Raw genomic sequence first — 23,504 nt, forward strand, 5'->3', positions numbered from 1 at the left:
TTAGCCTACGGACGAGCCCCCGTCGGCCGTTGGTTGCTCCGTACAAAGATCGGCTCGGGTGTCTTGGGTGCCCTACAAAACCTCAGCCGCCCGCGAGTGCTCCGCCCCGATTCCAGAGGTCGGTGACGGGCACCTCGAAGCGGCCGAGCAGCCGACGGAAGGTGGGCAGCGACAGCCCGACGACGGTCGACGGGTCGCCGTCGATGCGCTCGATGAACGGGCCGCCGAGACTGTCGATGGTGAAGGCGCCCGCGACCTCGAGCGGCTCGCCGCTCGCGAGGTAGGCCTCGAGCTCGCCGTCGGTCATGTCGTCGACGAAGGTGACGCCGGCGCGCGCGACCGCGCCCTCGCCCCGCGGCTCGCCGGAGCTGCGGCGCGCGTCGATGAGCCAGTGACCCGAGGCGAGCACCCCGGAGCGGCCGCGCTGGGCGAGCCACCTCGTGCGCGCGGTCCCGACCTCGTGCGGCTTGCCGTAGACCACCCCGTCGATCTCGAATGCGGAGTCGCCGCCGAGCACGAAGCCGTCGAGTTCGGCGCCGTGCTGGGCGAGCACCGCTTCGGCCTTCGCGCGCGCCAGCAGCAGGACCATCTCGTCGGTCGACAGCGACCGGCCTTCCGCGACCTCGGCGGCGGCGACGGCGGCAGGCTCGTCGACCGACGAGGCGAGCACGACCGGCTCGATCCCCGCGGCGCGCAGCAGCGCGAGTCGGGCGGGAGAGGTGGAGGCCAGGTACAGGGTGGGCATGAACGTACTGTGACATGCTCGAACGGATGTCCGCTTCCAGCCCGACCCCCGCCGACACCCTCGAACTCGAGGTGACGAATATCGCGCACGGCGGCGTCGCGGTCGCGAGGCACGAGGGCCGTGTGGTGTTCGTGGCGGACACCCTCCCCGGCGAGCGGGTGCTCGCCCGCGTGGCGGACACCACCCACGACCGGTTCTGGCGGGCGGAGACCGTCCGCGTCCTCGACGCATCCGCCGACCGGCAGGACCACGTCTGGTCGGCCGCCTCGGTGCAGAACGACCCCGACGAGCGTCCGGGAGGCGCAGAGTTCGGTCACATCCGGCTCGACCGCCAGCGAGCACTCAAGCGCGACGTCCTCGTCGACGGGATGCGTCGCTTCGGCGGCGTCGACGACGCCGAGACCAGCGTTCCGCCGGTCGAGCCCGTCGCGGGTCGCGCGGACGGCACCGGATGGCGCACCCGCATCCGCCTGCACGTCTCCGAGACGGGCGAGGTCGGCCCCTTCGCCGCCCGCTCCCACCGCGTCATCCCCGTCGCCGACCTGCCCCTCGCGGAGAACGCCGTCGCCGCGGCCGCTCCGACGACCGTCCCCGCCGGCACGGATACCGCGATCGAGGTCATCGCTACCTCGGCCGGCGACGTGCGCGTGCTCGGCGACGGTGGCTCCGGCGACCGGGCGCCGGTCGTCGAGAAGGTGGGTGACCGCGCGTTCCGACTCGCGGCGGGCGGGTTCTGGCAGGTGCACACCGCCGCCGCGCGCACCCTGACCGACGCGGTGGGCGACGCGCTCGACGTCACCCGGTTCGACGCCGACGCCCGCAATCTCGACCTGTACGGCGGAGTGGGCCTGCTCGCGGCCGCCGTCGCGGACCGCTTCGACGGCGCCGTGTCGATCGAGACCGTCGAGGCCGACCGGAGGGCGACCTCGTTCGCCGCCGAGAACCTCGCGGATGTCCGGGGCGCCCGTGCCACCACCGCCCGCGTCGACCGGTTCCTGAACGGGCTCGAACGGCGCTCCTCCGACCGTGACCGCGACGCGCTCCGCCGCGCGAGCGTCGTGCTCGACCCGCCGCGCTCCGGCGCCGGACGGGAGGTCATGGCGAGCCTCGGCCGCCTGGCACCCGCCCAGCTCGTGTACGTGGCCTGCGATCCCATCGCCCTCGCCCGCGACACCGGATACGCGGCGAAGGCGGGGTACCGGCTCGCGTCGCTGCGCGCCTTCGACCTGTTCCCGCACACCCATCACCTGGAGGCGGTCGCGACGTTCGTGCGCGACTGAACCGGCGGCTCCGACCGAACGGGTGACGTTTTCCGGGCGGAGGCGACAGGTCTGTCCACTCCCCGACGAGGGCGCAACCGGGGCGGAAAAACGCCACTCGCCCCGCGCGCCGCGAATTGGGGGCGTCCCGCCGGGGTACATTTCTCGCGTCGCGCCCTACCATGGTCAGCAGAACCAGGGGACGGGTTCGGGGGAGAACAGGTTCACCGTGATCGAAACGATGGAACGACGGACGGGCATGCACGCCGATGACACGACAGAGGGCGCCGAGGCGACTCCTCTGGTCGCTGTCCGGGTCGCGGCGGTCGACGACCACGAGTCGGTCCGACTCGGACTGCGCGCCGCCTGCATCGACTCCGGCTACACCTTCATCGAGGAGGCCGCCAACGTCGACGACCTGGTGAAGGCACTCGGCGGACGCGAAGTCGACGTCGTCGTGCTCGACCTCTCGCTCGGAGACGGGTCCGTCGTGACCGAGAACGTGAAGAAGATCCAGGCCACCGGCGCCGGAGTGCTGGTGCACAGCATCGCCGACCGGGTCGGCAGCGTCCGGGAGGCGCTCGCCGCCGGCGCGGCCGGCGTGATCCCGAAGTCCGCCGCCACCCAGACCGTCATGTCGGCGATCCGCTCGGTGGCGCACGGCGAAGTGCTCAACAACCTCGAATGGGCGAGCGCGATCGACGCGGACGCCGACTTCGCGAAGGCTCAGCTCGGGCGTCGCGAGCGCGACGTGCTGCACCTCTACGCTTCGGGACTGCCGCTCAAGATGGTGGCCCAGCAGCTCGGCATCGCCGCCTCGACGGCGCGCGAATACCTCGACCGCATCCGCGTGAAGTACGTCGAGGTCGGCCGTCCGGCGCCGACGAAGGTGGATCTGCTGCGTCGTGCTGTCGAGGACGGCATCCTGCCGGGGCTCGACCCCGACGCGATCGATGAGCGCTGACGAGCCTGCTCGTCCCGGGCCGGGCCTCAGACGCCCGCCCAACCCCATCACGTCCAGCCAGGTCGAGGTCCTCGCCTCGACGGCGGGAACGGTGCTCGGAGTCGTCTTCGGTCTGCAGACGCTCGGTCCGCTGATCGAGCAGTGGCCGCTCATGACCACGCCGATCGGACTCACCATCGTCGTCGGGGTGCTCGGCACGCTGGCATTGGCGGGCCTCGCCGCTCTTTTCCGGCAGTGGACGGCCCCGATCTTCGGACTCTTCGCCGGCGTGTACCTCCTTGCGCTGCTGTGCTGGCCGATCGCCGTCGGACCATTGCCCGCCTCGCAGGACGTGCCGTGGATCTACTACCTCTGCAACGTGGCCACCGGCTACGCCGTCGTCGCCTTCCCGCGGCGCTGGGTCTTCGCGCTGGCGTACACGATCGTCGCCACCGCGACGCTCGGCCTGATCCGCAGCGTCCCGAGCGGCGGGTCCGCCACGCCGCTCGCTGCCAGCCTCGATGCGATCTACTGCTTCCTCATCGGGCTCGTGATGCTCGTCATCATCGTCTCCCTGCGTCAGGCGGCCCGGGCGGTCGACCAGGCGCAGGGCTACGCGCTCGAAAGCTACGCCACCGCGGTCAGGCATCACGCCACCGAGAACGAGCGCGTCCGAGTCGACGCCCTGGTGCATGACAACGTGCTCATCACCCTGCTGTCGGCCGCCCGCGCCCGCACCGCCGAGACGAAGGCGCTCGCCGTGCGGATGGCCAAGGGTGCGATCGACCATCTGAACGAGGCGCAGAGCACCTTCCCGTCGGTGCGCACGGACGTGCGGATCGAGGAGCTCGTCGGGCGTCTGCGCCTCGCGGTGGCGGAGCAGACGAAGGCGTTCGATGTGCACATCCGCGTGCAGGACGACATCGTCATGGCGTCCGTCGTGGCCGACGCCCTCGCCGAGGCGGCGACCCAGGCCATGGTGAACAGCGTCATCCACGCCGGCAGGCCCGAGCGCCCGGTGTCGCGGTCGGTGCGGCTCACGACCCGCGGTGGTGTCGACCCGGAGATCCGCATCGAGGTGTCCGACGACGGTGCGGGCTTCGACATGGCGCGTGTGCCCGCCGAGCGTCTCGGCGTGCGCACCTCGATCATCGAGCGGGTCGTCCACGTGGGCGGGGACGCCGGGGTCGACTCCACGCCCGGCGTCGGGACGACGGTGACGCTGCGCTGGCCGGCCGAGCCCGCGATCGAGGTCGTCCCGGGGGCTCCGGTCGTCTCGGAACTCATCGCCGAGAGCCGGGGTGACCGCTCATGATGTCGGTCTCCCGGACCACGATCCTCGCCGTCGGCGCACTGTTCTCGGCGTACCACATCGTCCTCGGCAGCTTCGCCCTGCGCGGTGAGGCGAACCCGTGGGCGCCCGTGGTCGCGATGGTGCTCTACGGCGTCGCGACCCTGCTGAGCCTGTGGCCCCTCAGCCCCATCGCCATGACCACGCCGCTCGCGGCGTTCAACGTCGGCGTCGTCGCGGCGGACTGCTTCCTCGTCACCTCGCAGCTCGAGCCGGGCACCGCGACAGGGTACGAGACCTGGCATGTCGCCGCAGCCGGCACTCTGATGACGATCACGGCGGTGCGGCGCCAGTACGTCCTCGGCTGGGTGGGCATCGCCATCCTCGTCCTGCAGTCCGTCGTGTGGGGCGGACTCGGCAAGGCCGCCGACATGGGCGTGCTCGGCAGTGTGGTGTGGGTGGCCCTCGCCAACATGGTCGCCTACGCGCTCGCGAAGGCGGCGCGCGACGCCCGCCAGTTCGCGCTCGCTGAGCGGGAGGCGGTCGACTGGCAGGCGGCCCAGGAGGCGCATCTCTACGAACGCCAGTTCCGGCTCGTGCAGACGAGCAAGACCGCCGAGAGCATGCTTCAGCGCATCGTGCTGACCGGCGGCAACATCAGCGAGCAGGACCGCGCAGAGTGCTTCATCCTCGAGGGCGCCCTGCGTGACGAGATCCGCGGGCGTCGCCTGCTGAACGACGCCGTGCGCCGCGAGATCATGGCGGCGCGGCGGCGCGGCGCGAGCGTGCAGCTGCTCGACGAAGGCGGCGTGGACGACTTGGACGAGTCGGACCTGCAGCGGGTCCTCGCCGGCATCGAGGACGCGTTGCACGGTTCGAGCGCCGACCGCATCATCATCCGCACGGTGCCCTCCGACTCGGACACCGCCGTCACCATCGTCGGTCTGCGCTCGGCGGGCGACGGCGTCGGGATGTCGGACGACGACGAGGACGACGACGAGCTCGACCTGTGGCTCGAGATCCCTCGTCACGCCGAGGCGACGGCCGTGGCGGGGTGACGTCCCCATCCAAGGGGTGTACCCCTATGGACAGATCGTTCCAGATGAGCGATCCGCATGTTTCCGGGCGGAACCGGGGTAACTGTACCCCGGGTGTCCCCCCAAATGCCGACTTATGGTCGGAGATGGGGGACTGCATTATTGATGTTGCTAGGTGTCTCTTCCAAGGACACCACCGGGCACTCGCCGACTAGGGTAAGCGGGCGAGTGATCTGGGGGCGAGTCAAGGCGGTATTCGGGTTACTACCTTGACTCGGGGTTTACGAGGGCCGGTTCAGGGGTGGACCGGCCCTCATTCCTTTTCTCCCGGCCTCGCGTCTGGCATGCGCCGTCTCGGGCGGCCGACTGCGACGATCGGCGCGAGTTATCAGCGCCCGCGTCTCGATACCGGAGGCGCTACGGCGTCAGCGCCAGCGCGCGTCGGGCGACCAGCTACGCAGCGGGCGCTGAGACAGCTCCCACGCGCTCCTCGGGATGTCCACCTCGGGGGGTGCCGCGGGCTGCTCGGCCGCTGCGGCGCTGAGCACGGCGATGACGGCGGCGAGTTCGTCGTCGTCGGGATTGCCGGTGAGCACGCGGATCGACGCGTCGGCGTCGGGGAGCGGCGTCGCCCCCTCGTGGCGCTGACCGCTCACAGCGGGATGTTCCCGTGCTTCTTCGGCGGCAGGCTGGCGCGCTTCGTGCGGAGAGCGCGCAGCGCCTTGACGACGACGACGCGCGTGGCGGCGGGTTCGATGACCCCGTCGAGCTCGCCGCGCTCGGCGGCGAGGAACGGGCTCGCGACGTTGTAGGTGTACTCGCTCGCGAGCCGGTTGCGCACGGCGGCGACGTCTTCGCCGGCCTCCTCGGCGCGCTTGATCTCGCCCCGGTACAGGATGTTGACCGCGCCCTGGCCGCCCATGACGGCGATCTCGGCGGTGGGCCACGCGTAGTTGAGGTCAGCGCCCAGCTGCTTCGACCCCATCACGATGTACGCGCCGCCGTACGCCTTGCGGGTGATGACGGTGACGAGCGGGACGGTCGCCTCGGCGTAGGCGTAGAGCAGCTTGGCTCCACGGCGGATGACGCCCGTCCACTCCTGATCGGTGCCCGGCAGGTAGCCGGGGACGTCGACGAGGGTGAGGATCGGTATGGAGAACGAATCGCAGAAGCGGACGAACCGGGCCGCCTTCTCGCCGGCGTCGATGTTGAGCGTGCCCGCCATCGCGCTCGGCTGGTTGGCGATGATGCCGACACTGCGTCCCTCGACGCGGCCGAAGCCGACGACGATGTTCGGGGCGTAGAGCGGCTGGGTCTCGAGGAACTCGCCGTCGTCGACGATGTGCTCGATCACGGTGTGCACGTCGTACGGCTGGTTGGGGCTGTCGGGGATGATCGTGTTGAGGCGACGATCGGCGTCGGTGATCTCGAGCTCGGCCTCGGCCGCGTACACCGGGGCGTCGGACATGTTGTTGTCGGGGAGGAACGCGAGCAGCGCGCGGGCGTAGTCGAGTGCGTCGTCCTCGTCGTTGGCGAGGTAGTGCGCGACACCGGAGCGGGTGTTATGCGTGAGCGCACCGCCGAGCTCCTCCATGCCGACGTCCTCGCCGGTGACGGTCTTGATGACATCGGGGCCGGTCACGAACATCTGGCTGGTCTTGTCGACCATGATCACGAAGTCGGTGAGGGCGGGGGAGTAGACGGCGCCGCCCGCGGCGGGACCCATCACGATTGAGATCTGCGGGATGACACCCGACGCGGCGGTGTTGCGGCGGAAGATCTCGCCGTACTTGCCGAGCGCGACGACGCCTTCCTGAATGCGGGCGCCGCCGGAGTCGAGGATGCCGATGATGGGCACGCCGGTCTTGAGGGCGTGCTCCATGACCTTGATGATCTTCTCGCCCGCGACCTCGCCGAGCGAGCCGCCGAAGACGGTGAAGTCCTGCGAGTAGACGGCGACCTGGCGTCCGTGGATCGTGCCGAGTCCCGTGACGACGGCGTCGCCGTACGGCCGCTTGCTCTCCATGCCGAACGCGTGCGTGCGGTGACGCACGAACTCGTCGAGTTCGACGAAGGAGCCCTGGTCGAGCAGCTGCTCGATGCGCTCTCGCGCCGTTTTCTTGCCCTTCGCGTGCTGCTTCTGGGCTGCGGCACCGCTGCTCGCGGTGACGGCCTCGTGGAAGCGGTCGCGCAGATCCTGCAGTTTGCCGGCGGTCGTCGAGAGGTCGGGGCCCGAGTCGGTCACGGCTTCACCATACCTTTCCGCCCTGCGGCCGCCCCGTTGACGTTTCCGACAAAGGACCGCCCTCGGTCCTAGCGGCGTCCGGCCACCGGATGCGCCCCGGATCGGCTCCCCGCCCGCGCGGTTCCGCCTCGGAGGCGTCGCCGCAGACCCCACCAGGTGACCCTCAGCATCGCTTCGGCGACGATCGATCGGCTCATCTTCGACGTGCCCTGTTCGCGTTCGCGGAAGACGATCGGGATCTCCCGGATCGAGGCGCCGGCGTCGACCGAGCGGAGGGTCATGTCGATCTGGAAGCAGTAGCCGCGCGACTCGACGTCATCGAGCGGCAGGCGGCGCAGCAGCTCGGCGCGGTAGGCGCGGAAGCCGGAGGTGGAGTCGCGCACGGGCAGTCCGAGGACGATCCGCGCGTAGCGGTTGCCGCCGCGGCTGAGGGCCTGACGGGCCCTGGACCAGTCGACGACCCGGCCGCCCGGGACCCATCGGGACCCGACGACGAGGTCGGCTTCGGTCATCGCCGCGTGGACGAGTTCGTGCACCTGGGAAGCGGGATGGGAGCCGTCGGCGTCCATCTCGACGACGACGTCGTATCCGGCGTCGAGCGCCTGGTGGAATCCGCTGAGGTAGGCGCGCCCCAGCCCGTCCTTGCCTGCGCGGTGCAGCACCGAGATGCGCGGCTCCTGCGCCGCCAGGCGGTCGGCGAGGTCGCCGGTGCCGTCGGGGGATGCATCGTCGACGACCAGGACGTCGAAGTCGCCCGGGGCGCCGAGCAGCGCGGTGAGCATCGTGGGCAGCGATTCGACCTCGTTGTAGGTCGGCACGACGACCAGCGCCCTGCGCACGCCGTCGCCGCGCGGGGGAACAGGGGCGGCGTCGGGCACCCCGCAATAGTAGGGCGCAGGTCGGACCGCGGCCGTGCACTACCGTGGCCGGATGCAGCTGCCCCGCACCCTCGCCGCCGCGTCCCGACTCGAGTGGCTCGAGCGAGCAGGGTCGACCAACGATGTGCTCGTCGGGCGGGCGGGTTCGGAAGGGGAGTCGGCCTGGCCTTCGCTGTCGGTGGTGGCGACGGATGAGCAGACGAGCGGCCGCGGCAGGCTGGGGCGAACCTGGACCGCGCCGGCGGGCTCCGCGCTCGCCGCCTCCGTGCTCGTGCGGCCCGCTATCCCGGTCGAGGCGTTCGGGTGGCTGCCGCTCGTCGCCGGATTGGCGATGACGGGCGCGTTGGAGGAGGCCGGCGCTCGCGCCGAGCTCAAGTGGCCGAACGACGTGCTGATCGGCGGGCGGAAGGTGTGCGGCATCCTGTCCGAACTGCTGCCTGACCTGTCCGGTGCGGTGATCGGCTCCGGGGTCAACATGGGGATGACGGCGGAGCAGCTTCCGGTGCCGACGGCGACCTCCCTCGCCGTCGAGGGCGTCGAGGCGTCCGTCGACACGGTCCTCGGCGGCTACCTCGAGCGGCTGCGCGACGAACTCGACGCGCTCTCCGCGACCGGCGGCGACGCGGAGACGAGCGGCACGAGGCTCCGAGTGGAGCGGGCGTGCGGCACCGTCGGCAGAGCGGTCCGGGTGCTCCTGCCCGACGGGAGCGAGCAGGTCGGCGAGGCGACCGGCATCGACGCGTCGGGCCGGCTCGTCGTCGACCGCGGTGCTGCCGGGCCGCCGCTCGTGGTCGCCGCAGGCGATGTGACGCACCTGCGGTATTAATGAGTCATGACGGGCGAACGGGGCAGGAGCGGCGACACGCGACGCCGTGATCGTGGCGCGTCGCCGGGCGCCGACCCCGTGGCACCGGCCGCGCCGGGCAGTGCTGAGACCGTCGTCGCGCGGATGCACTCGTCGGCGCGTGTGCTGATGCTCCCCGCCGTCGCGGTCATCGCGGTGTGCGCCGCCGCCGGTTACTTCGCGGGCAACCTCCCCGAGTCGTGGGAGAACGCGGCCCTGCCCTACGCGGCCGCGTTCCTCGTGCTGGTCCTCGGCGTGCTGCCCCTGCTCCTCTGGGCGTCACGGGTGTACGTCATCAGCACGCACCGCGTCGTCGAGAGGCGGGGTCTGTTCAGTCGCCGCCGTCAGGAGCTGCTGCACAGCCGCTCGGGCGAGGTCGTCGTGCGGCGAGGTCCGCTGCAGATCCTCGCGCGCAGCGGGGATGTCGTCGTCGCGGGGCGGGGCGGCGAGGAGTTCGTGCTGCGCGACGTCCCCGATGCGGTGCTGGTGCGTCAGACCCTCGCCGACCTGATGCTCCACGGCTCGGGGATGACGGCTCCGCGCAGCAGGCAGCCCGAGGGCACGCGGCGCCCGTTCGACCCCTGAGCCGCACGCCGATTCGAACGCTCGGCGAGCACGACGAGCGACGCCCCTCGAAGGCGGGTATTCCTCAATTCTTCGAGGCCCCATAATCTTTCCGCAGGTCTGCCCCAACCTGCCCCTCTGCCGCGTCTCCTCGATGTCGGCGTCACCCGAGAGGATCCGATTCATGTCCATGTCGATAGTCACTACCGTCAGTCGCAGTTATCTTCCATTCGCACGAACGCTGATGGAATCCGTGGCGAGATTGCACCCCGATTCTCGTCGAGTGGTCCTCCTGCTTGACGGTCCTGACGACACAGTCGACGGTGCTGAGATTGCCCGCCCCGAACACTTGGTCGCGGATCCGCACGAGCTCGCCATCATGCAGAGCATCTACAAGCCGATCGAGTACGCCACCGCGTTCAAGGCGCTCCTTCTGAAAAGTGAACTCGAGAAATCGGACATCGTCTTCTTCCTCGACCCCGATATGCGGCTGTTTCAGCCCATGTCCGAGGCGATCGAATTGTTGAGAAACGGCACCGGGACGGTGCTCACTCCGCATCGGCTCACCCCTCCGGCGTACAAAGATCGTCATTTCTACGAATTCACTTTCAAGACTTACGGGATCATCAACACCGGTTTCGTGGGTGCAACGCGCGCGTCGTTGCCAGTTCTCGATTGGTGGCACAGCCGCCTCAAGCGCAACTGCATCGACGATCTCCGCGGGTCCGAGTGGGTGGACCAGCGCGTGATGGACCTCGCTCTGCAGTACTTCGACGTCGATGTCTTGAAGAGTCACGCATACAACGTCGGATGGTGGAACCTCGAGGAGCGCCCGTTGCATCGAGAAGACGGGGTCTGGTACGTGGGCGACGCGCCGCTTGTGCTGATGCACTACTCGGGTGTCAGGCCCCGAGGTGCGCGGGCATCGTCTCCGCAGCTCACTCATTCGCCCGCGAATCCGATCGCGAACGACGCCGCGCACCTCGCTGAGATCCGCTTACTCGAAGACACATACGTGGAGGACTTGCGCGCCGCAGGATACGACGACTATTCGACTGTGGAGTACGGCTTCCTCCGCACCCCCGGCGGGAGAGAGCTTTCGAACGCGGCTCGCCGCGGCTACCGCCGGCTCGTCCTGGAGGCGGAGGAACAAGGGAAGATTCCGCCGTCGCCCGATGAGATCTCCTGGTCACTACTCGCACGGATCGAGCGGCGATTGCGTTTGATGGAGTCGCCGCGAAGCCTTGTCCGCGACTACCGAGTCCTGCGGAAGCGCTAAGCGCCAGGGCTGCGGAGTAACGGGCCTATCGGGAGCGCCTCGAGCGGCGCGGGTGGTAGACCCAGTGCCGGTAGAGCGCGAAGCGCAGCAGCGAGCCGAGCAGCAACCCGACGACGTTCGACGAGATGTTGTCGGCGAGCAGCGAGGTGAGGCCGAGCACGTAGTGCGACACCCACAGGCAGAGCAGCCCGACGCCCATGCCCGCCAGGCTGACGACCACGAACTCGAGGGCCTCCACGGCGCTGTCCGACCGGCGATGCGGTCCGAAGGTCCAGTACCGGTTGCCGATCCAGTTGGCGATGATGGCGAGACTCGTCGAGACCACTTTCGCCACGATGGGGCCTTCATGTACCGCGTCCGGGCTCAGCACCGTGAGCCGCAGCAGGTTGAAGACGCCGAAGTCGAGGACGAAGCCGACACCGCCGACGAGCGCGAATTTCCACAGCTGCCCGAGCAGCACCGAGACGGAGGCTCGGAGCCGCGTCCGCGGGACCGCTTGGTCGGTGGCCATCGACTCCTCGTACTCTAGAGAGGTCGGGGACCGCCGCTCGGGGCGCCGCGATCCCGTCCAGCTCCGTCGTGCTGGAGTCTAAGCGAATCGAGTAAGGGGACGTGCCATGAGGGTCGGCGTGATCGGAGGCGGGCAGCTCGCCCGCATGATGGTGCCCGCGGCGGTCGAACTCGGCGTCGAGATCGCGGTCCTCGGTGAGGCCGAGGGCAGCTCCGCGCGCATCGCCGTGACGCAGGTCGGCGACTACACAGACCTCGACACCGTCCGCCGCTTCGCGCAGACCGTCGACGTCGTCACCTTCGATCACGAGCACGTGCCGCAGGAGATCCTCCGCGCACTGGTCTCCGACGGCGTCGCGGTGCGCCCCGGCCCCGACGCGCTGCTCTACGCCCAGGACAAGCTGCTGATGCGCGAGCGTCTCGGGGGACTCGGTCTGCCGGTGCCCGACTGGGCGCGCGTCGTCGACGCGGACGGCGTCGACGCGTTCCTCGCCGACCACGGCGGACGCGCCGTCCTCAAGACCCCGCGCGGGGGCTACGACGGCAAGGGCGTGCGCGTCATCACCACCGCGGTCGACGCCGCCGACTGGCTGGAGCAGCACGACGAACTGCTGATCGAGGAGGCCGTCGACTTCACTCGCGAGCTCGCGCAGCTCGTCGCACGCCGCCCGGCGGGGGAGATCTCGGCGTGGCCGGTGGTCGAGACAGTGCAGCGGGGCGGAGTGTGCGCCGAGGTCATCGCCCCCGCGCCGCGGTCCGCCGGCCGGATCGCCGACCGTGCGACGGACATCGCCTACGCCGTCGCCGAGGGCATCGGCGTCACCGGCGTCCTCGCGGTCGAACTCTTCGAGACCGACGACGAGCGCATCCTCATCAACGAACTCGCCATGCGACCGCACAACTCGGGGCACTGGAGCATCGACGGATCGACGACGAGCCAGTTCGAGCAGCACCTTCGCGCGGTGCTCGACCTGCCGCTCGGGGCGGCCGGGTGCCGCGACGAGTGGAGCGTGATGGTCAACATCCTCGGCGGGCCGACCGACGGCGCACTCGTCGACCGTTTCCCCGCCGCGCTCGCCGACCAGCCGACGGTGAAATTCCACACGTACGGCAAAGACCCCCGGCCGGGTCGGAAGGTCGGCCACGTGACGGCGGGAGGCGACGACCTCGACGACACCGCCTACCGCGCACGAGCGGCAGCGGCGTTCTTCGAGTGAGTCGCGGGTGACGGAGTCGACGCGACGGCGCGTGGATTGGATCGATGCCGGCCGCGGCGTCAGCATGGTGCTCGTCACCATCTATCACGTCATGTTCGTGGTCGGAGCGGTGCTCGGCGACCATTCCGGCGTGTGGCCCGTCATCGACGAGGCGCTGGCGCCGCTGCGCATGCCCTTGTTCTTCTTCATCTCGGGCATGCTGGCGGAGCGGGCGGTGCGACGGCCGCTGCGCCTGACGCGGCGCCGGACCATCGGCCTCGCCTATCTCTATGTGCTGTGGTCGGTCATCCAGCTCCTGCACCTGTTGTATTCGGTTCGAGGACGCGGCGACCCATTCCCCGAGTCGTACGACATCGTCGCGAGTTTCCTCTTCCCCACCGGGCTGTGGTTCTTCTGGGCGCTCGGCCTGTACTTCCTGCTGAGCCACTTCTTGATCAGATGGATGGGACGTTGGTCGCGCTGGGGCGTGATCCCCCTTCTCGGCGTCGCGATGCTCGCGCCGATCGTCGAAGATCTCACTCGCGGGTCCGTCAGCACGCTCTTCGGCTCGGTGTTTTTCGGGGCGGTCTGCGCCAATTTCGTCTGGTTCTACGCGGCGCTGCACTTGCGTGCCGCCGTGGTCCGTCTCGTCGAGGGGGCCTCGTGGGCGTGGACGATCCTGGCGGTGTCGACGTTCCTGCTCCTGACGCTCCTTGCGAGCGCGGCAGGGGTCACGTCGGAGATCAGGTGGCTGCTGTCCGTGTCCGCGCTGCTCGCCGCATTCCTCGTTCTCGGCAGAGGTCGTTACCAGGGCCGCGTCGCGCAATCCTTGGTGGCGGTCGGCCGGCGAACACTGCCCATCTACGCACTCCAGTGGGTCGCTCTGCATCTTCTCGCGAAGGCCATCGTCGAAACGCCATGGCTTTCGTCGCTCGGACCCGCGGATCTCGTTTCCACCGTCGCCACGCCGGCTTTCGCCCTTGTCATCGTGGCCGTCACGTGGTGGGTCGGGGGAGCGCTGCTGAGTTCGCCACTCCGATGGTTGTTCGTCGCCCCGACGTGGATGGTCGGGTCGACACCGTCCGATCGCTCGAGTGGCATCGAATCCCCTACGAAGGAACCGGGGCGACGGCGAGGCTGGGGTGACAGGGCGCGCGCCGTACGTCGCAATCGCCGGAAGCGGCTTTAGCATGGCCGTCATGTCCGACGAGAGTGCGGTCGCGATCTCGCGCGCCGAAGAAGCCCGAGATGCCGCCGAGCTGCCCGCCCCCGCGAGGTCCAGCGACGCCAAGTCGGTGCTGGTCGGCGTCGTCATGGGCTCCGACTCCGACTGGTCGGTGATGCGCGACGCCGCTCAGGTGCTGACCGAGTTCGGCGTTCCCCACGAGATCGAGGTCGTGAGCGCGCACCGCACGCCCGACAAGATGATCGACTACGGCCGGAACGCCGAGCGCCGCGGCCTCCGGGTGATCATCGCCGGCGCCGGCGGTGCTGCACACCTCCCCGGCATGCTGGCCGCGGTCACGACCCTTCCCGTCGTGGGAGTGCCCGTTCCGCTGTCGCGCCTCGATGGGCTCGACTCGCTCCTCTCGATCGTGCAGATGCCGGGCGGCGTCCCCGTTGCGACCGTCTCGATCGGCGGCGCGAAGAACGCGGGCCTCCTCGCGGTCAAGATCCTCGCCACGGCGGATTCCGGCCTCACCGGCAAGCTGGAGGCGTACATGCAGACCCTCGCGACCCAGGTCGAGCAGAAGAATGCGGCTCTGAAGGCCGGGCTCGGCGCCGCCGAGGCGCCGTGAGTAGGGCGATGACTCCGACCCGCTCGGCGGGTACGGATGCAGGGCTCGGCGCCGGCAGCACCCTGCGCACCCCGAGTCCCATGACCCAACGGGTGATGACGCGTCGCGGCTGGTTCCTCGTCGTGCTGAACCTGCTGGTGCCCGGTGCCGCTCAGACGCTCGCGGGCAACCGGCGGCTCGGCCGGTTCGCGCTCGGCACCACCCTGGCGCTCTGGGCGCTGGTGGTGCTCACCGTGGCCGTCTACTTCCTGTGGCCGAGCGTGATCTTCACCGCCGCCACCAACCCGATCGTGCTCTGGGTCGTGCAGATCCTGCTCGTCGGCTACGCGGTGGTGTGGATCGTCGTCACCCTCGACACGCTGCGACTCGTGCGCTTCGTCCGCGTCCGGCCCCCGATGCGTCCCGCGATCGCCGTGTTCTCCATCGCCGCGCTCGTGCTGCTCACCGGCACCGCCGCCTACGGCACGATGATCGCCGGAGTGACTCGGGACACCATCTCGAACGTCTTCCAGGCCGCGCCGCCGGAGCCGCCGATCAACGGCCGGTACAACATCCTGCTGCTCGGCGGCGACGCCGGCCCCGACCGCGAAGGCCTCCGCCCCGACAGCATCTCGGTCGTGAGCATCGAGGACGCGACCGGCAAGGTGAGCATGTTCGGGCTTCCGCGCGACCTCACGAACATCCCGTTCTCTCCCGAGTCGCCGATGCTCGCGAACTACCCCGACGGTTACGGCTACGACGACTACTGCGACGTCGACGTCTGCATGCTGAACTCCATCTACACCGAGGTCACGCTGAAGAGCCCCGACCTCTACCCGAACGCCCTCGCCGAGGGCAGTGAGCCCGGCATCGAGGCGATGCGCGACGCCGTCGAAGGCGCGCTCGGCATCCAGATCCAGTACTACGTGCTCATCGACATGTACGGCTTCGAGCAGTTGATCAACGCGCTCGGCGGCATCACCATCGACGTCAAGGAGCGCATTCCGATCGGCGGTAGCGAGGACCTCTCCGACGTCGAGACGTGGATCGAGCCCGGCGTGCAGCACCTCGACGGCAACTGGGCGCTATGGTACGCACGGTCGCGTCACGGCAGCGATACCGGCGACTACGCGCGTATGCAGCGTCAGCGCGAGGTGCAGCAGGCGATGATCCAGCAGATGGATCCCGCCAACGTGCTCGCCCGGTTCCAGGACGTGGCCGCCGCCGGCGCGGACGTGGTGAAGACGGACGTCCCGCAGGGCACGCTCGGCCACTTCGTCGAGCTCGCCCTGAAGGCGAAGGGGCAGCCGATCACGGACCTCGAGTTCGTGCCGCCCACCATCGATCCCGAGGCGCCCGACTACGCCCTCATCCAGCAGATGACGGCGCAGGCGATGGCGCTCACTCCCGAGGAGTGAGGCGGCGCTCAGGGGAAGCGAACCACGCGGTTAGCATTGTTGGAGTCGACCGGTTGGTTCGAGGTGAGGAGGACTTCGTGCAGCGGCATCCACCATCCTCCTCCTGGGAGTCGACTGCTCGGCACCTGGTCCGGGCGTTAGAGGCGCGGCCGTCAGGTCCCGATGCCGCTTGGGTGCGGAGTGGTTCACGTTGAAGAACGGCTCATCCGGTGATCGGCTGAAGGAGATCGACAGGAGAGCGACGGCGCTGATCGCCCCTGCCGTCCGCGCTACCCGCAGTCTGCGGTGGTCGCCTCGACCGCGGAACCGGCTGATCGTCCGGCCGGGCGGTATGGGGGACTTGATCCTGTTGCAGCTCGCGTACGAACGTCTAGGGCTGAATCCTGCTGACGCGACGTGGCTGATCGAGAAACGTGCCGCGGTGTGGGCCAAACACGGTGGGCTCGACGCCGTCTACTACGACCAGAACACCGTCGGCACCCTGCTGAAGGCGACCGGTCGATATCGGACGGTCATCAACTCGGAGCAGCGGTTCGGTCTCGCCGCCGTGGCATCCGACTGGGCAGTGCGTCGGCGCGGACAACTGGTTGGATTCGACACCAATCGCGGACGCGCCTCATTCACGTCTCGGGTCGGCTACGACTGGAAGGACGCACACGAACTGCTCGAATTCGCCCGACTGATCTCAGCAGCGGAGGGTGTGCCGGTGCCATCGGACCTGCTCGCAGTGCCGCGCCGACTCGCGTCCAACGGCCGCTCGGTGGTCGCGCTGGGTGGCACGCACAGCGAGTCGCGCAATCTAAGCGCAGAGGCATGGCTTGGCTGGGTAAGGTCGGTGGCAGGCGATGAGCCTCTCGACCTCGTGTTCGGCCCGGCCGAGGAGCGGCTTGGTCTCTCTCTTTTGCAGCTCGCGGCAGGGCAGCTAACACCTCGACCCGGCAGCTTCCGCGACGTGGTGCAGACGATCGGTGAGGCTGAGCGTCTCATCACGATCGACGGGGGCCTCGTTCACGTGGCGACTTACTACGGTGTCCCCGCCGACGTCCTGTTCACTGCCGGCCGCGACAAGAAGTGGGCACCGCTCGGCGCGGGTTCGCGGATGCATTTCCGTGCGGACTTGCCCTGTCGCCCTTGCACCGTGTTCGGTCAGGTGCCCATGTGCCCGATCGCGTTCGAGTGCTCGAAGCACCTCGATACCCGGCTGTCCGTGTTCGATGTCGACGTCGTCGGCTGACCTGTCAGGACCGCTCAGGTCGTGTCAGCATGATGAGACCGATTGTGAGGAACATCAGGCCGCCGGCCGCGATCGGCAGCACCGAGCGCAACGTCAGGTCTTGGAGCGCGAGCGCACAGCCGACCGCTACAGCGAGTGAAGCAAACCAGGAGACTGACACCGACCGGTGACGGCCTGCAGCCAGGAGTGCGTCCGATGTCACCATGGCGGTCAGCAGGATTGCGAAGGCGCCTGCGACGAGTGCGACGGTGCTCGATGGCACGACGTATCGAGTGCCGAAGAAGACCTCGATCAACAATGCGCCGCCGATGAGCAGCGCGGCGCTCCAGAACATCGCAAGGAGTGCTGCCGCGGCGACTGTCCAGCGAGCAGCTACCACGTAGGCCCTGTGTCCGCGAGCCTGTCCGAGCGCGATCAGCCTCGGCAGCAGCGCCCCCTGCACGGACTGATACCCGAAGATGGGTACTCGCGCGAGCGAGACGAGCACGAGGAGGAGCCCCGGCGTTGCGCCGGCGCCGCCTTCGAAGACGAACGCAGCAATCGGTGCGAAGTTGAGCAGTACCTGCAGGACGATCGACGACGCGACCCGGTGGCGCACACTCGTCCCAAACCCCTGCGCTGTGTCCTGGCTTCCGTCGGTCGAGTGTTCGGAGCCGGCAGGAGCGCGCCGAGCGCGAGTCAGTAGCGCCAGTCCGCACGCCGCCGAGAGAACGGCCGCGACGGGGATAACCGCGACGAAGGCCACCAGCTCACCGCCGCCCATGACGGCGAAGACGGCCGACAACGCGATTCGGAGCACGGCTTCGATCGCAGTCACGGCCGCATACTCCGAAACCCGCAGCTGTGCGGCAAGTTCACCCTTAACCACGTACTGCAGGGCGTACGCGGCCGACGTCGCCGCCAGGGCCGAGCAGAGCACGACCGTGTTCGTACCGCGCGCTACCGCGATGGTAATGGCAAGGGCGAGAGCTGCGGAGACAACCGCCACCAGAACGACCGTGGGAAGCGCGGAGCGGACAGGAACGGCACGTGCGCCGGCGATCGCACCTCGTCGAGCAATCTCTTGCTCGATCGGCAGGAACAGGCCGAGGCCGATCAGTACGACGAGGGACCAGAACCAGGAGAAATCCGAGTAATCGGCTTCCGTCAACGATCGCCCGGCGAGGATGACGACGACGTAGGTTCCGACACCGCCGAGGATGCCGGCAGCGACCAGGTAGACGAAGGGACCTGCGACAGCACTTGGGAACTTCGCTGCGGTGATGAGCGGCCTCCTACCGACCGGACAGAAGACCAAGGCGCCCCTGCACCTCGGCCTCAAGTCACCCTACTGACTCGCAGGGCAGCTCTCGTCGCTCACAGAGCGGCGCGTTCCCTCTCCCGAGCGACCAACTGGGGGAGAGGTCCGAACGGGGAGCTGATGCCATCCACCACCACGGGAGAGGTCGAGACGTCGTATCCGACAGTCTGGACACCGTAGTCGAAGAGGACCAGACGTCCCCATACGGTTCCCACTTGCGGCATCGAGGAGACGGGAGTGCTGACCGACGCGAGACGCGACGGCCCGACCAGTGTTCCACCTCGGGACTCGACCCAGATGTTGTCCGGGCTGCCGTTGCCCCACGTCGTGGCATACCGCGGGGGTTCGATGATCCCGTTCGAAATCGCGAGAGGGTTCGCGCAGGGGAGGAGGAAGCTCGACTGCCACGCGACGAGAGAAGGCGAGTCGCCGACGACGTCCCGCATGGTTTCGGCGTCGACCAGGCGGGGGGCGCTGAACCCGAACCAGCTTCCCGGGGTGGCGGCCGCGTCCACGCCGATGAGACGCAGCACCTTTCCCTTGCCAAGGTCCTCGGGACCAAGATCGGTGAGAACCGAGCGCCATCCCGGACGGTCCGCTGTGTCGGTGATCCACGACTCTCGCTGGATCTCGACCTCGTTGTCGACGATCTGCCCGACCTGAGCGATGATTCCGTTCCCGGAAGTTGGGGCGGCCGAGCCGGCCACCAACGCTGTGATCCTCTGCTCGTCGGTGATCTTGGGCGGCAAGGCGTACCACGCGGTCGCCGATGCACCGGCGGACGAGACGTCGCTGCTCGTCTCCCAAACCGAGCCCGCCCCGGGCGGTACCGGATCGGCTTCTCCGTCGAGGGGCGACGCGAAGGCTCCGTTGTCGAACAGGTCGATCGCCGGTCGCTGAGCGATAGGGACCAAGCCGTCGGCATCCCGAGCGACAGTCACAGATTCCTCTTCGAGCGAAGCTCCTCGAACCGTGTCCCAGACCTCGATCGAGCGCTCAGGAATGCATGCGGCTCCTGACGGGTCTTCCAGGTTGGCGGCGCCGACGGAGTAGCTGCCGATCCCGCGCACGGCGGCGTTGCCGAAGGTCCCGTACAGGTAGCCGGTGGAGAGCACCCCGAAGAGCGCGACCACAGCGGTGGTGCTGTACAGAGCGGAGACGGACTTCCAGCGGCCCCGGCCGAGGACGAGTCGAGACCCGACGAAGGCTGCGATAAGGACCACGGCCCAGATGGCTTGAGAGGCTAACGGCGTGGAGCCGATCCTCGGCGGCTCGCCGCTGGCGTACATGAACTGGTTCCACGAATACGCCCACGTGTTGGGGCCTCGGAGCGAAACGATGATCGCAGGGACGAAGCTCGTGGCAACGATGATCGGAAGCCAAGCCGGGGGACGCTTGCCCTCCATGATCTGGCGGGCGACATGGGGACCGACGAACAGGACCGAGGCGATGAGCAATGGGCCGAAAGCCGCCAGGGCTCCGAAGTGATGAGTCCATTTGCTCGTCGTCACCCACAGGATTATCAGACCGACGGCGAAGGACCACCCGGCGAGCGCGAGGGGCGAAAGGACGCGGGCCGGCTGCTTCCGGGATCGCGACGCGACCCAGAGGACCACGAACCAGATGAGACACACGAGCGCGATGAGTACGACGGCGCGTTTGGCGTACGAGCCCATGGGGTCATTGGCAAGCAGGAAGGAATATCGGGTCCACTCGTCCCTCCACCCAAGTGGTTGCTCGACCAGGGAGAAGTACGAGCTGTTGAGCCGCATGTCTCGAATGCTCGCGTCGGCGAAAGCGGCGAACAGGGCGACCGTCCCGACCGACATCACAGCGGTGGTGCGCAGCAGCGCGCGCCGCAGCGAGGTTCCGTTGCGACGCGCGATACTCCACAAGGCGGGGAGCCCGAGCAGAAGTGGAGCGAACGCCACTCCGCCCGTCGTGTGCGCAGCGAAACCAAGGGCGGCCGCCAGAGCACCCATCGCCGCGGGAAAGAGCGTCCGCGTCTCGATCGCTCGATTGATCAAAGTCAATGCGGCGATCGACGCCAGGGCCCCGATCGCTTCAGGCCGGCTCCCAATGGAGTACGCGCTCCACCACGCGATGAAGAACACCCCGAGGAGCAAGCGGGCGGCGAGTGTAAAGCGACGGGAGCGCTGCGGAAGCAGTCGATCGAGGAACGCCCTGCAGAGGAACCAGGCGGCCACCGCCGCGGCGAATGACGGGATGCGCAGCCACACAGGCGAATGGCCACCGACTTCCTGCCAAGCCCAGAGCGCCTGCCAGAACCACGTGAAAGGCGTGAAGGGGTGATTGAAGACCTGATAGTAGTTCCCGACGAAACCGGCATTCCCGAAATTCCACGCCATGTGGGCGTAATAGCCGTCGTCGTCTGTCATCGGTCCGATGAATATCCATAACAGCAGCGCACCCACGACGACGGCATCAACCCCGGAGGGACGGAAGCGAGCGGCGTTGCGCGGCCGGGTCGCCGACGACGTTCGGTCGTCCCGCCACAGTCCGATCAGTGCGACGATGAGAGCCACCCACATCACGACCATGAGCGCGATCTTGAGCGGGGTGGGCGAGGTGTCGGAGTCGTTCACGACCAGCAGCGAGGCCGACAGGGAATCCGCTCCCACCTCGCTAGCAGCGGTGATGAGCGCGTCCACCTGCGGAGGCAGGACGTCCGGCCAGGAGAGCACCTTCTCTCCATCTGCGTACATCGTCATCCCGTCGACATCGGAATGCAGTTGCCATTCCTCGACGCCGTCGGTGCTGAGCGTCTCGCGCGATCCGCCGGAAGCCAGCGATAACGAGTCGGGACCGCTTTCGACCGTCAAGCCCAGGAGCGCCGCCTCGTCGTGATCGGGCCGCATCGTCGAGAACAGGACACCCCCCTGGGCCGCATCGACTGCCGCGTCATCGAAGGTGAGATCGAGGGAGTGCGGGTTCTGGTTCGCGAGGAGCAGAGCGGTGGATCGGGTCGACTCCGGATCCGATGGCCAATTCACTACCGTCTTCTGCATAGTGACGGGCGCGACCGCGAGAGCTGCGCCCGAGAGGATCGCGATCAGCGCCGAGATTCCGGCGGTCACCGCCCCCGGGCGAGCGATCGCGTCGCTCCACCATGCCGGGAGCCCCCGGCGTCGGGTCTGCGATTGCGCTGCTTTCGCTGTGGCCACGGATCACGAGAGTAGCCGAGAGCCGCCCTGTTCCAAGCGCCTCGTGCACCTCGCGGCTGTGCTACGCCACTAGTGCCGACTCAGCTCGGAAGGTAGATGCCGACCGCGACGAGAACGAGCCAGGCAGCGGCGAAGGCTTGCAGCATCCGGTCGTGTATCGCGATGTCCTCCGGCGCCTCGGCATCACCACGATCGATGTGCTGCGTGTAGCGCAGCACAGCCAATACGAACGGAGCCACCGAGATCGAGAGCCAGAGATCCACCGAGCCGGTCGCCGGATCGAACGCCCACAGGCTGTAACCCAGGACGAGGATTGTGGCGGCGGTGTGCCACATGAAGGCGAGGTAGGTTCGTGAGTAACCCTTGAGCGATCCGCGCACTTCGCCCTGTAGGTCGGGGTTCGCGAGGATCTCGGCATAGCGCTTACCGGACACCATCAGCAGCGAGCCGAAGACTGCGACGAGCAGGAACCACTGACTGAGCTCGATGCCTGTCGCCGCGCCGCCCGCGATCATACGAAGCAGGAAGCCCGAGGACACGACGGCGATGTCGAGGATCGGCTGGTGTTTCAGCCAGAAGCAGTAGGCGATCTGAATGGTGTCGTACACGGCGACCACGACGAGTAGCTCCCACCCGCCCGCGAGGGCCAGACCGAGCCCGCCCAGAAGCAGTATGACCGCAGTCGCGATTGCGGCGGGGATGCGGACGATACCCGCGGCGATGGGGCGATTCCTCTTGCGCGGATGGGCGCGGTCCGCCTTCACGTCGAGCGTGTCGTTGATGAAGTAGACGGCCGACGCCGAAGCGCAGAACGCGAGAAAGGCGAGCAGCGAGTCGAGCAGGATCGATGCTTCGAGGAAGCGAGCAGAAGCTAGTGGAGCGGCGAATACGAGCACATTCTTCAGCCATTGCCGCGGTCGCGCCGTCCGGGCGATCCCGCCGATCGTGCTCGACACCCGGGGAACCTGGTCTGGGATCAGATCGGGATCGGTGATGACCGTGCTCCTTCGTGCGAATGTCGGCGTCGGGGCGGCCCTGCGAGAACCTCAAGCGTAGCCGCCGAGTGCCGCGAGCCTAGAGTAGGTGGTCGTGACCGCCTCCCGACTGCACCTCGTCCGCCACGGCGAAGTCGCCAACCCCGACGGCCTGCTGTACGGGCGGCTGCCCGGGTTCACCCTCTCCGCGAAGGGCGTGCAGACCGCGCGGGCCGCCGCCGATCACCTCGTCGCCGAGGGGCGCACCGTGACCCGGGTCATCTCGTCGCCGCTGGAGCGCGCGGTGCAGTCGGCCGAGCCGATCGCCGCCGCGTACAGGCTCGGGATTGAGATTCGCGAGGGCCTGCTCGAGGCGACGAGTCTGCTCGAGGGCGGGCAGTACCGGATGGACCTCAGCATCCTCGGCAAGCCGGCCGCCTGGCGCTACCTCATGAATCCGATGCGTCCAAGCTGGGGCGAACCGTTCAAGGACGTCGCCCGCCGCGTCCTCACCGAGATGGACAAGGTGCGCGAGAGCGTCGCGAGCGGCGACGTCGTGATGGTCAGCCATCAGCTCCCAATCTGGATGGCGCACCGAGCGGTCACCGGTCAGCGGCTGTTCCACGACCCGCGCAAACGGCGGTGCACTCTGTCGAGCATCACCAGCTTTGAACTTGCCGGAGACCGTTGGCGCGAGGTCGAGTACGCCGAGCCCGCCCGCGGCCTCGGCCTCAGGGACGTCGGAGCGGTCTGAGCCGCTTCTCGGTACGGCTTCAGTCCGGTCGTCGAGTAGAGACGGAGGAGCCTATCGAGTCCCTGGCGCA

General features: G+C 68.6%; 21 protein-coding genes. 13 read left to right on the forward strand and 8 right to left on the reverse strand.

Annotated features, from left to right (window positions below; all coding sequences use genetic code 11):
- Positions 1–82: 82 nt before the first annotated feature.
- Positions 83–745: a nucleoside triphosphate pyrophosphatase gene (locus tag NGH83_RS01865; RefSeq protein WP_251857379.1), complete on the reverse strand. Its 663-nt coding sequence runs from the start codon at positions 743–745 to the stop codon at positions 83–85.
- A 26-nt stretch (positions 746–771) separates the two neighbouring features.
- Here NGH83_RS01865 and NGH83_RS01870 point away from each other — a divergent pair, with 26 nt between their 5' ends.
- The 4 genes from NGH83_RS01870 to NGH83_RS01885 all read left to right on the forward strand — a co-directional run bounded on the left by NGH83_RS01870 (position 772) and on the right by NGH83_RS01885 (position 5,296).
- A complete protein-coding gene (locus NGH83_RS01870; RefSeq protein ID WP_251857380.1) occupies positions 772–2,025 on the forward strand; it encodes a class I SAM-dependent RNA methyltransferase in 1,254 nt (417 codons plus the stop codon).
- 238 nt (positions 2,026–2,263) lie between these two features.
- Complete coding sequence (locus NGH83_RS01875) at positions 2,264–2,968, forward strand: response regulator transcription factor (RefSeq protein WP_251858422.1); 705 nt, start codon at positions 2,264–2,266, stop codon at positions 2,966–2,968.
- A complete protein-coding gene (locus NGH83_RS01880; RefSeq protein ID WP_251857381.1) occupies positions 2,958–4,262 on the forward strand; it encodes a sensor histidine kinase in 1,305 nt (434 codons plus the stop codon). Before NGH83_RS01875 ends, NGH83_RS01880 begins: the two co-directional genes overlap by 11 nt.
- On the forward strand, positions 4,259–5,296 hold the full coding sequence (locus NGH83_RS01885) for a hypothetical protein (RefSeq protein ID WP_251857382.1): 1,038 nt from the start codon (positions 4,259–4,261) through the stop codon (positions 5,294–5,296). The genes NGH83_RS01880 and NGH83_RS01885 overlap by 4 nt, the downstream gene beginning before the upstream one ends.
- Positions 5,297–5,700: 404 nt before the next feature.
- Here NGH83_RS01885 and NGH83_RS01890 read toward each other — a convergent pair whose 3' ends face one another.
- From NGH83_RS01890 to NGH83_RS01900, 3 genes are all read right to left on the reverse strand, one after another.
- The gene (locus tag NGH83_RS01890) at positions 5,701–5,931 is read right to left on the reverse strand and encodes an acyl-CoA carboxylase subunit epsilon (RefSeq protein WP_251857383.1); all 231 of its coding nucleotides are present in this window, start codon (positions 5,929–5,931) and stop codon (positions 5,701–5,703) included.
- A complete protein-coding gene (locus NGH83_RS01895) occupies positions 5,928–7,520 on the reverse strand; it encodes an acyl-CoA carboxylase subunit beta (RefSeq protein ID WP_251857384.1) in 1,593 nt (530 codons plus the stop codon). Before NGH83_RS01895 ends, NGH83_RS01890 begins: the two co-directional genes overlap by 4 nt.
- Before the next feature lie 68 nt (positions 7,521–7,588).
- Positions 7,589–8,398 carry a polyprenol monophosphomannose synthase gene (locus NGH83_RS01900; protein WP_251857385.1) on the reverse strand — a complete coding sequence of 270 codons (810 nt, stop codon included), beginning with the start codon at positions 8,396–8,398 and terminating at the stop codon, positions 7,589–7,591.
- A 52-nt stretch (positions 8,399–8,450) separates the two neighbouring features.
- On the opposite strand from NGH83_RS01900, the gene NGH83_RS01905 reads away from it, so the two are divergent.
- The 3 genes from NGH83_RS01905 to NGH83_RS01915 all read left to right on the forward strand — a co-directional run bounded on the left by NGH83_RS01905 (position 8,451) and on the right by NGH83_RS01915 (position 11,085).
- On the forward strand, positions 8,451–9,224 hold the full coding sequence (locus NGH83_RS01905; RefSeq protein ID WP_251857386.1) for a biotin--[acetyl-CoA-carboxylase] ligase: 774 nt from the start codon (positions 8,451–8,453) through the stop codon (positions 9,222–9,224).
- Positions 9,225–9,230: 6 nt separating this feature from the next.
- Positions 9,231–9,827 (forward strand): PH domain-containing protein, encoded by a 597-nt coding sequence (locus NGH83_RS01910; protein ID WP_251857387.1) that lies wholly within the window; start codon positions 9,231–9,233, stop codon positions 9,825–9,827.
- 262 nt (positions 9,828–10,089) lie between these two features.
- Positions 10,090–11,085 (forward strand): hypothetical protein, encoded by a 996-nt coding sequence (locus NGH83_RS01915; RefSeq protein ID WP_251857388.1) that lies wholly within the window; start codon positions 10,090–10,092, stop codon positions 11,083–11,085.
- A gap of 25 nt (positions 11,086–11,110) precedes the next feature.
- Here the strand turns inward: NGH83_RS01915 and NGH83_RS01920 are convergent, their stop codons facing one another.
- The gene (locus NGH83_RS01920) at positions 11,111–11,596 is read right to left on the reverse strand and encodes a GtrA family protein (RefSeq protein ID WP_251857389.1); all 486 of its coding nucleotides are present in this window, start codon (positions 11,594–11,596) and stop codon (positions 11,111–11,113) included.
- A 106-nt stretch (positions 11,597–11,702) separates the two neighbouring features.
- Here NGH83_RS01920 and NGH83_RS01925 point away from each other — a divergent pair, with 106 nt between their 5' ends.
- The 5 genes from NGH83_RS01925 to NGH83_RS01945 all read left to right on the forward strand — a co-directional run bounded on the left by NGH83_RS01925 (position 11,703) and on the right by NGH83_RS01945 (position 17,221).
- Positions 11,703–12,812 (forward strand): 5-(carboxyamino)imidazole ribonucleotide synthase, encoded by a 1,110-nt coding sequence (locus tag NGH83_RS01925; RefSeq protein ID WP_251857390.1) that lies wholly within the window; start codon positions 11,703–11,705, stop codon positions 12,810–12,812.
- Positions 12,813–12,843: 31 nt separating this feature from the next.
- Positions 12,844–13,980, forward strand: coding sequence for an acyltransferase (locus NGH83_RS01930; protein WP_251857391.1), 1,137 nt, complete (start codon positions 12,844–12,846; stop codon positions 13,978–13,980).
- A 124-nt stretch (positions 13,981–14,104) separates the two neighbouring features.
- The gene (purE, locus tag NGH83_RS01935; protein ID WP_251858423.1) at positions 14,105–14,590 is read left to right on the forward strand and encodes a 5-(carboxyamino)imidazole ribonucleotide mutase; all 486 of its coding nucleotides are present in this window, start codon (positions 14,105–14,107) and stop codon (positions 14,588–14,590) included.
- Positions 14,591–14,598: 8 nt separating this feature from the next.
- Positions 14,599–15,987 carry an LCP family protein gene (locus NGH83_RS01940; RefSeq protein WP_251857392.1) on the forward strand — a complete coding sequence of 463 codons (1,389 nt, stop codon included), beginning with the start codon at positions 14,599–14,601 and terminating at the stop codon, positions 15,985–15,987.
- Positions 15,988–16,408: 421 nt separating this feature from the next.
- Complete coding sequence (locus tag NGH83_RS01945) at positions 16,409–17,221, forward strand: glycosyltransferase family 9 protein (RefSeq protein WP_251857393.1); 813 nt, start codon at positions 16,409–16,411, stop codon at positions 17,219–17,221.
- A 4-nt stretch (positions 17,222–17,225) separates the two neighbouring features.
- Here the strand turns inward: NGH83_RS01945 and NGH83_RS01950 are convergent, their stop codons facing one another.
- The 3 genes from NGH83_RS01950 to NGH83_RS01960 form a co-directional block, all read right to left on the reverse strand.
- The gene (locus NGH83_RS01950; protein ID WP_251857394.1) at positions 17,226–18,371 is read right to left on the reverse strand and encodes a hypothetical protein; all 1,146 of its coding nucleotides are present in this window, start codon (positions 18,369–18,371) and stop codon (positions 17,226–17,228) included.
- A 206-nt stretch (positions 18,372–18,577) separates the two neighbouring features.
- A complete protein-coding gene (locus NGH83_RS01955) occupies positions 18,578–21,550 on the reverse strand; it encodes an arabinosyltransferase domain-containing protein (protein ID WP_251858424.1) in 2,973 nt (990 codons plus the stop codon).
- A gap of 236 nt (positions 21,551–21,786) precedes the next feature.
- Entirely contained in the window at positions 21,787–22,662 is an 876-nt protein-coding gene (locus NGH83_RS01960; RefSeq protein WP_251857395.1) for a decaprenyl-phosphate phosphoribosyltransferase, read from the reverse strand.
- A gap of 133 nt (positions 22,663–22,795) precedes the next feature.
- Between NGH83_RS01960 and NGH83_RS01965 the strand changes: the two genes are divergently transcribed.
- Complete coding sequence (locus NGH83_RS01965) at positions 22,796–23,434, forward strand: histidine phosphatase family protein (RefSeq protein WP_251857396.1); 639 nt, start codon at positions 22,796–22,798, stop codon at positions 23,432–23,434.
- Positions 23,435–23,504: the final 70 nt, after the last annotated feature.

The sequence above is a fragment of the Herbiconiux sp. L3-i23 genome (assembly GCF_023734115.1).
Taxonomy (GTDB): domain Bacteria; phylum Actinomycetota; class Actinomycetes; order Actinomycetales; family Microbacteriaceae; genus Naasia.

Excerpts from the sequence above, each read along its gene's own strand:
- NGH83_RS01875 (WP_251858422.1), top strand. The coding sequence starts at position 2,264 with ATGCACGCCGATGACACGACAGAGGGCGCCGAGGCGACTCCTCTGGTC.
- NGH83_RS01905 (WP_251857386.1), top strand. The coding sequence starts at position 8,451 with ATGCAGCTGCCCCGCACCCTCGCCGCCGCGTCCCGACTCGAGTGGCTC.
- NGH83_RS01865 (WP_251857379.1), bottom strand. The coding sequence starts at position 745 with ATGCCCACCCTGTACCTGGCCTCCACCTCTCCCGCCCGACTCGCGCTG.
- NGH83_RS01955 (WP_251858424.1), bottom strand. The coding sequence starts at position 21,550 with ATGCAGAAGACGGTAGTGAATTGGCCATCGGATCCGGAGTCGACCCGA.
- NGH83_RS01920 (WP_251857389.1), bottom strand. The coding sequence starts at position 11,596 with ATGGCCACCGACCAAGCGGTCCCGCGGACGCGGCTCCGAGCCTCCGTC.
- NGH83_RS01910 (WP_251857387.1), top strand. The coding sequence starts at position 9,231 with ATGACGGGCGAACGGGGCAGGAGCGGCGACACGCGACGCCGTGATCGT.
- purE (WP_251858423.1), top strand. The coding sequence starts at position 14,105 with ATGGGCTCCGACTCCGACTGGTCGGTGATGCGCGACGCCGCTCAGGTG.
- NGH83_RS01880 (WP_251857381.1), top strand. The coding sequence starts at position 2,958 with ATGAGCGCTGACGAGCCTGCTCGTCCCGGGCCGGGCCTCAGACGCCCG.
- NGH83_RS01940 (WP_251857392.1), top strand. The coding sequence starts at position 14,599 with ATGACTCCGACCCGCTCGGCGGGTACGGATGCAGGGCTCGGCGCCGGC.
- NGH83_RS01870 (WP_251857380.1), top strand. The coding sequence starts at position 772 with ATGTCCGCTTCCAGCCCGACCCCCGCCGACACCCTCGAACTCGAGGTG.
- NGH83_RS01885 (WP_251857382.1), top strand. The coding sequence starts at position 4,259 with ATGATGTCGGTCTCCCGGACCACGATCCTCGCCGTCGGCGCACTGTTC.
- NGH83_RS01925 (WP_251857390.1), top strand. The coding sequence starts at position 11,703 with ATGAGGGTCGGCGTGATCGGAGGCGGGCAGCTCGCCCGCATGATGGTG.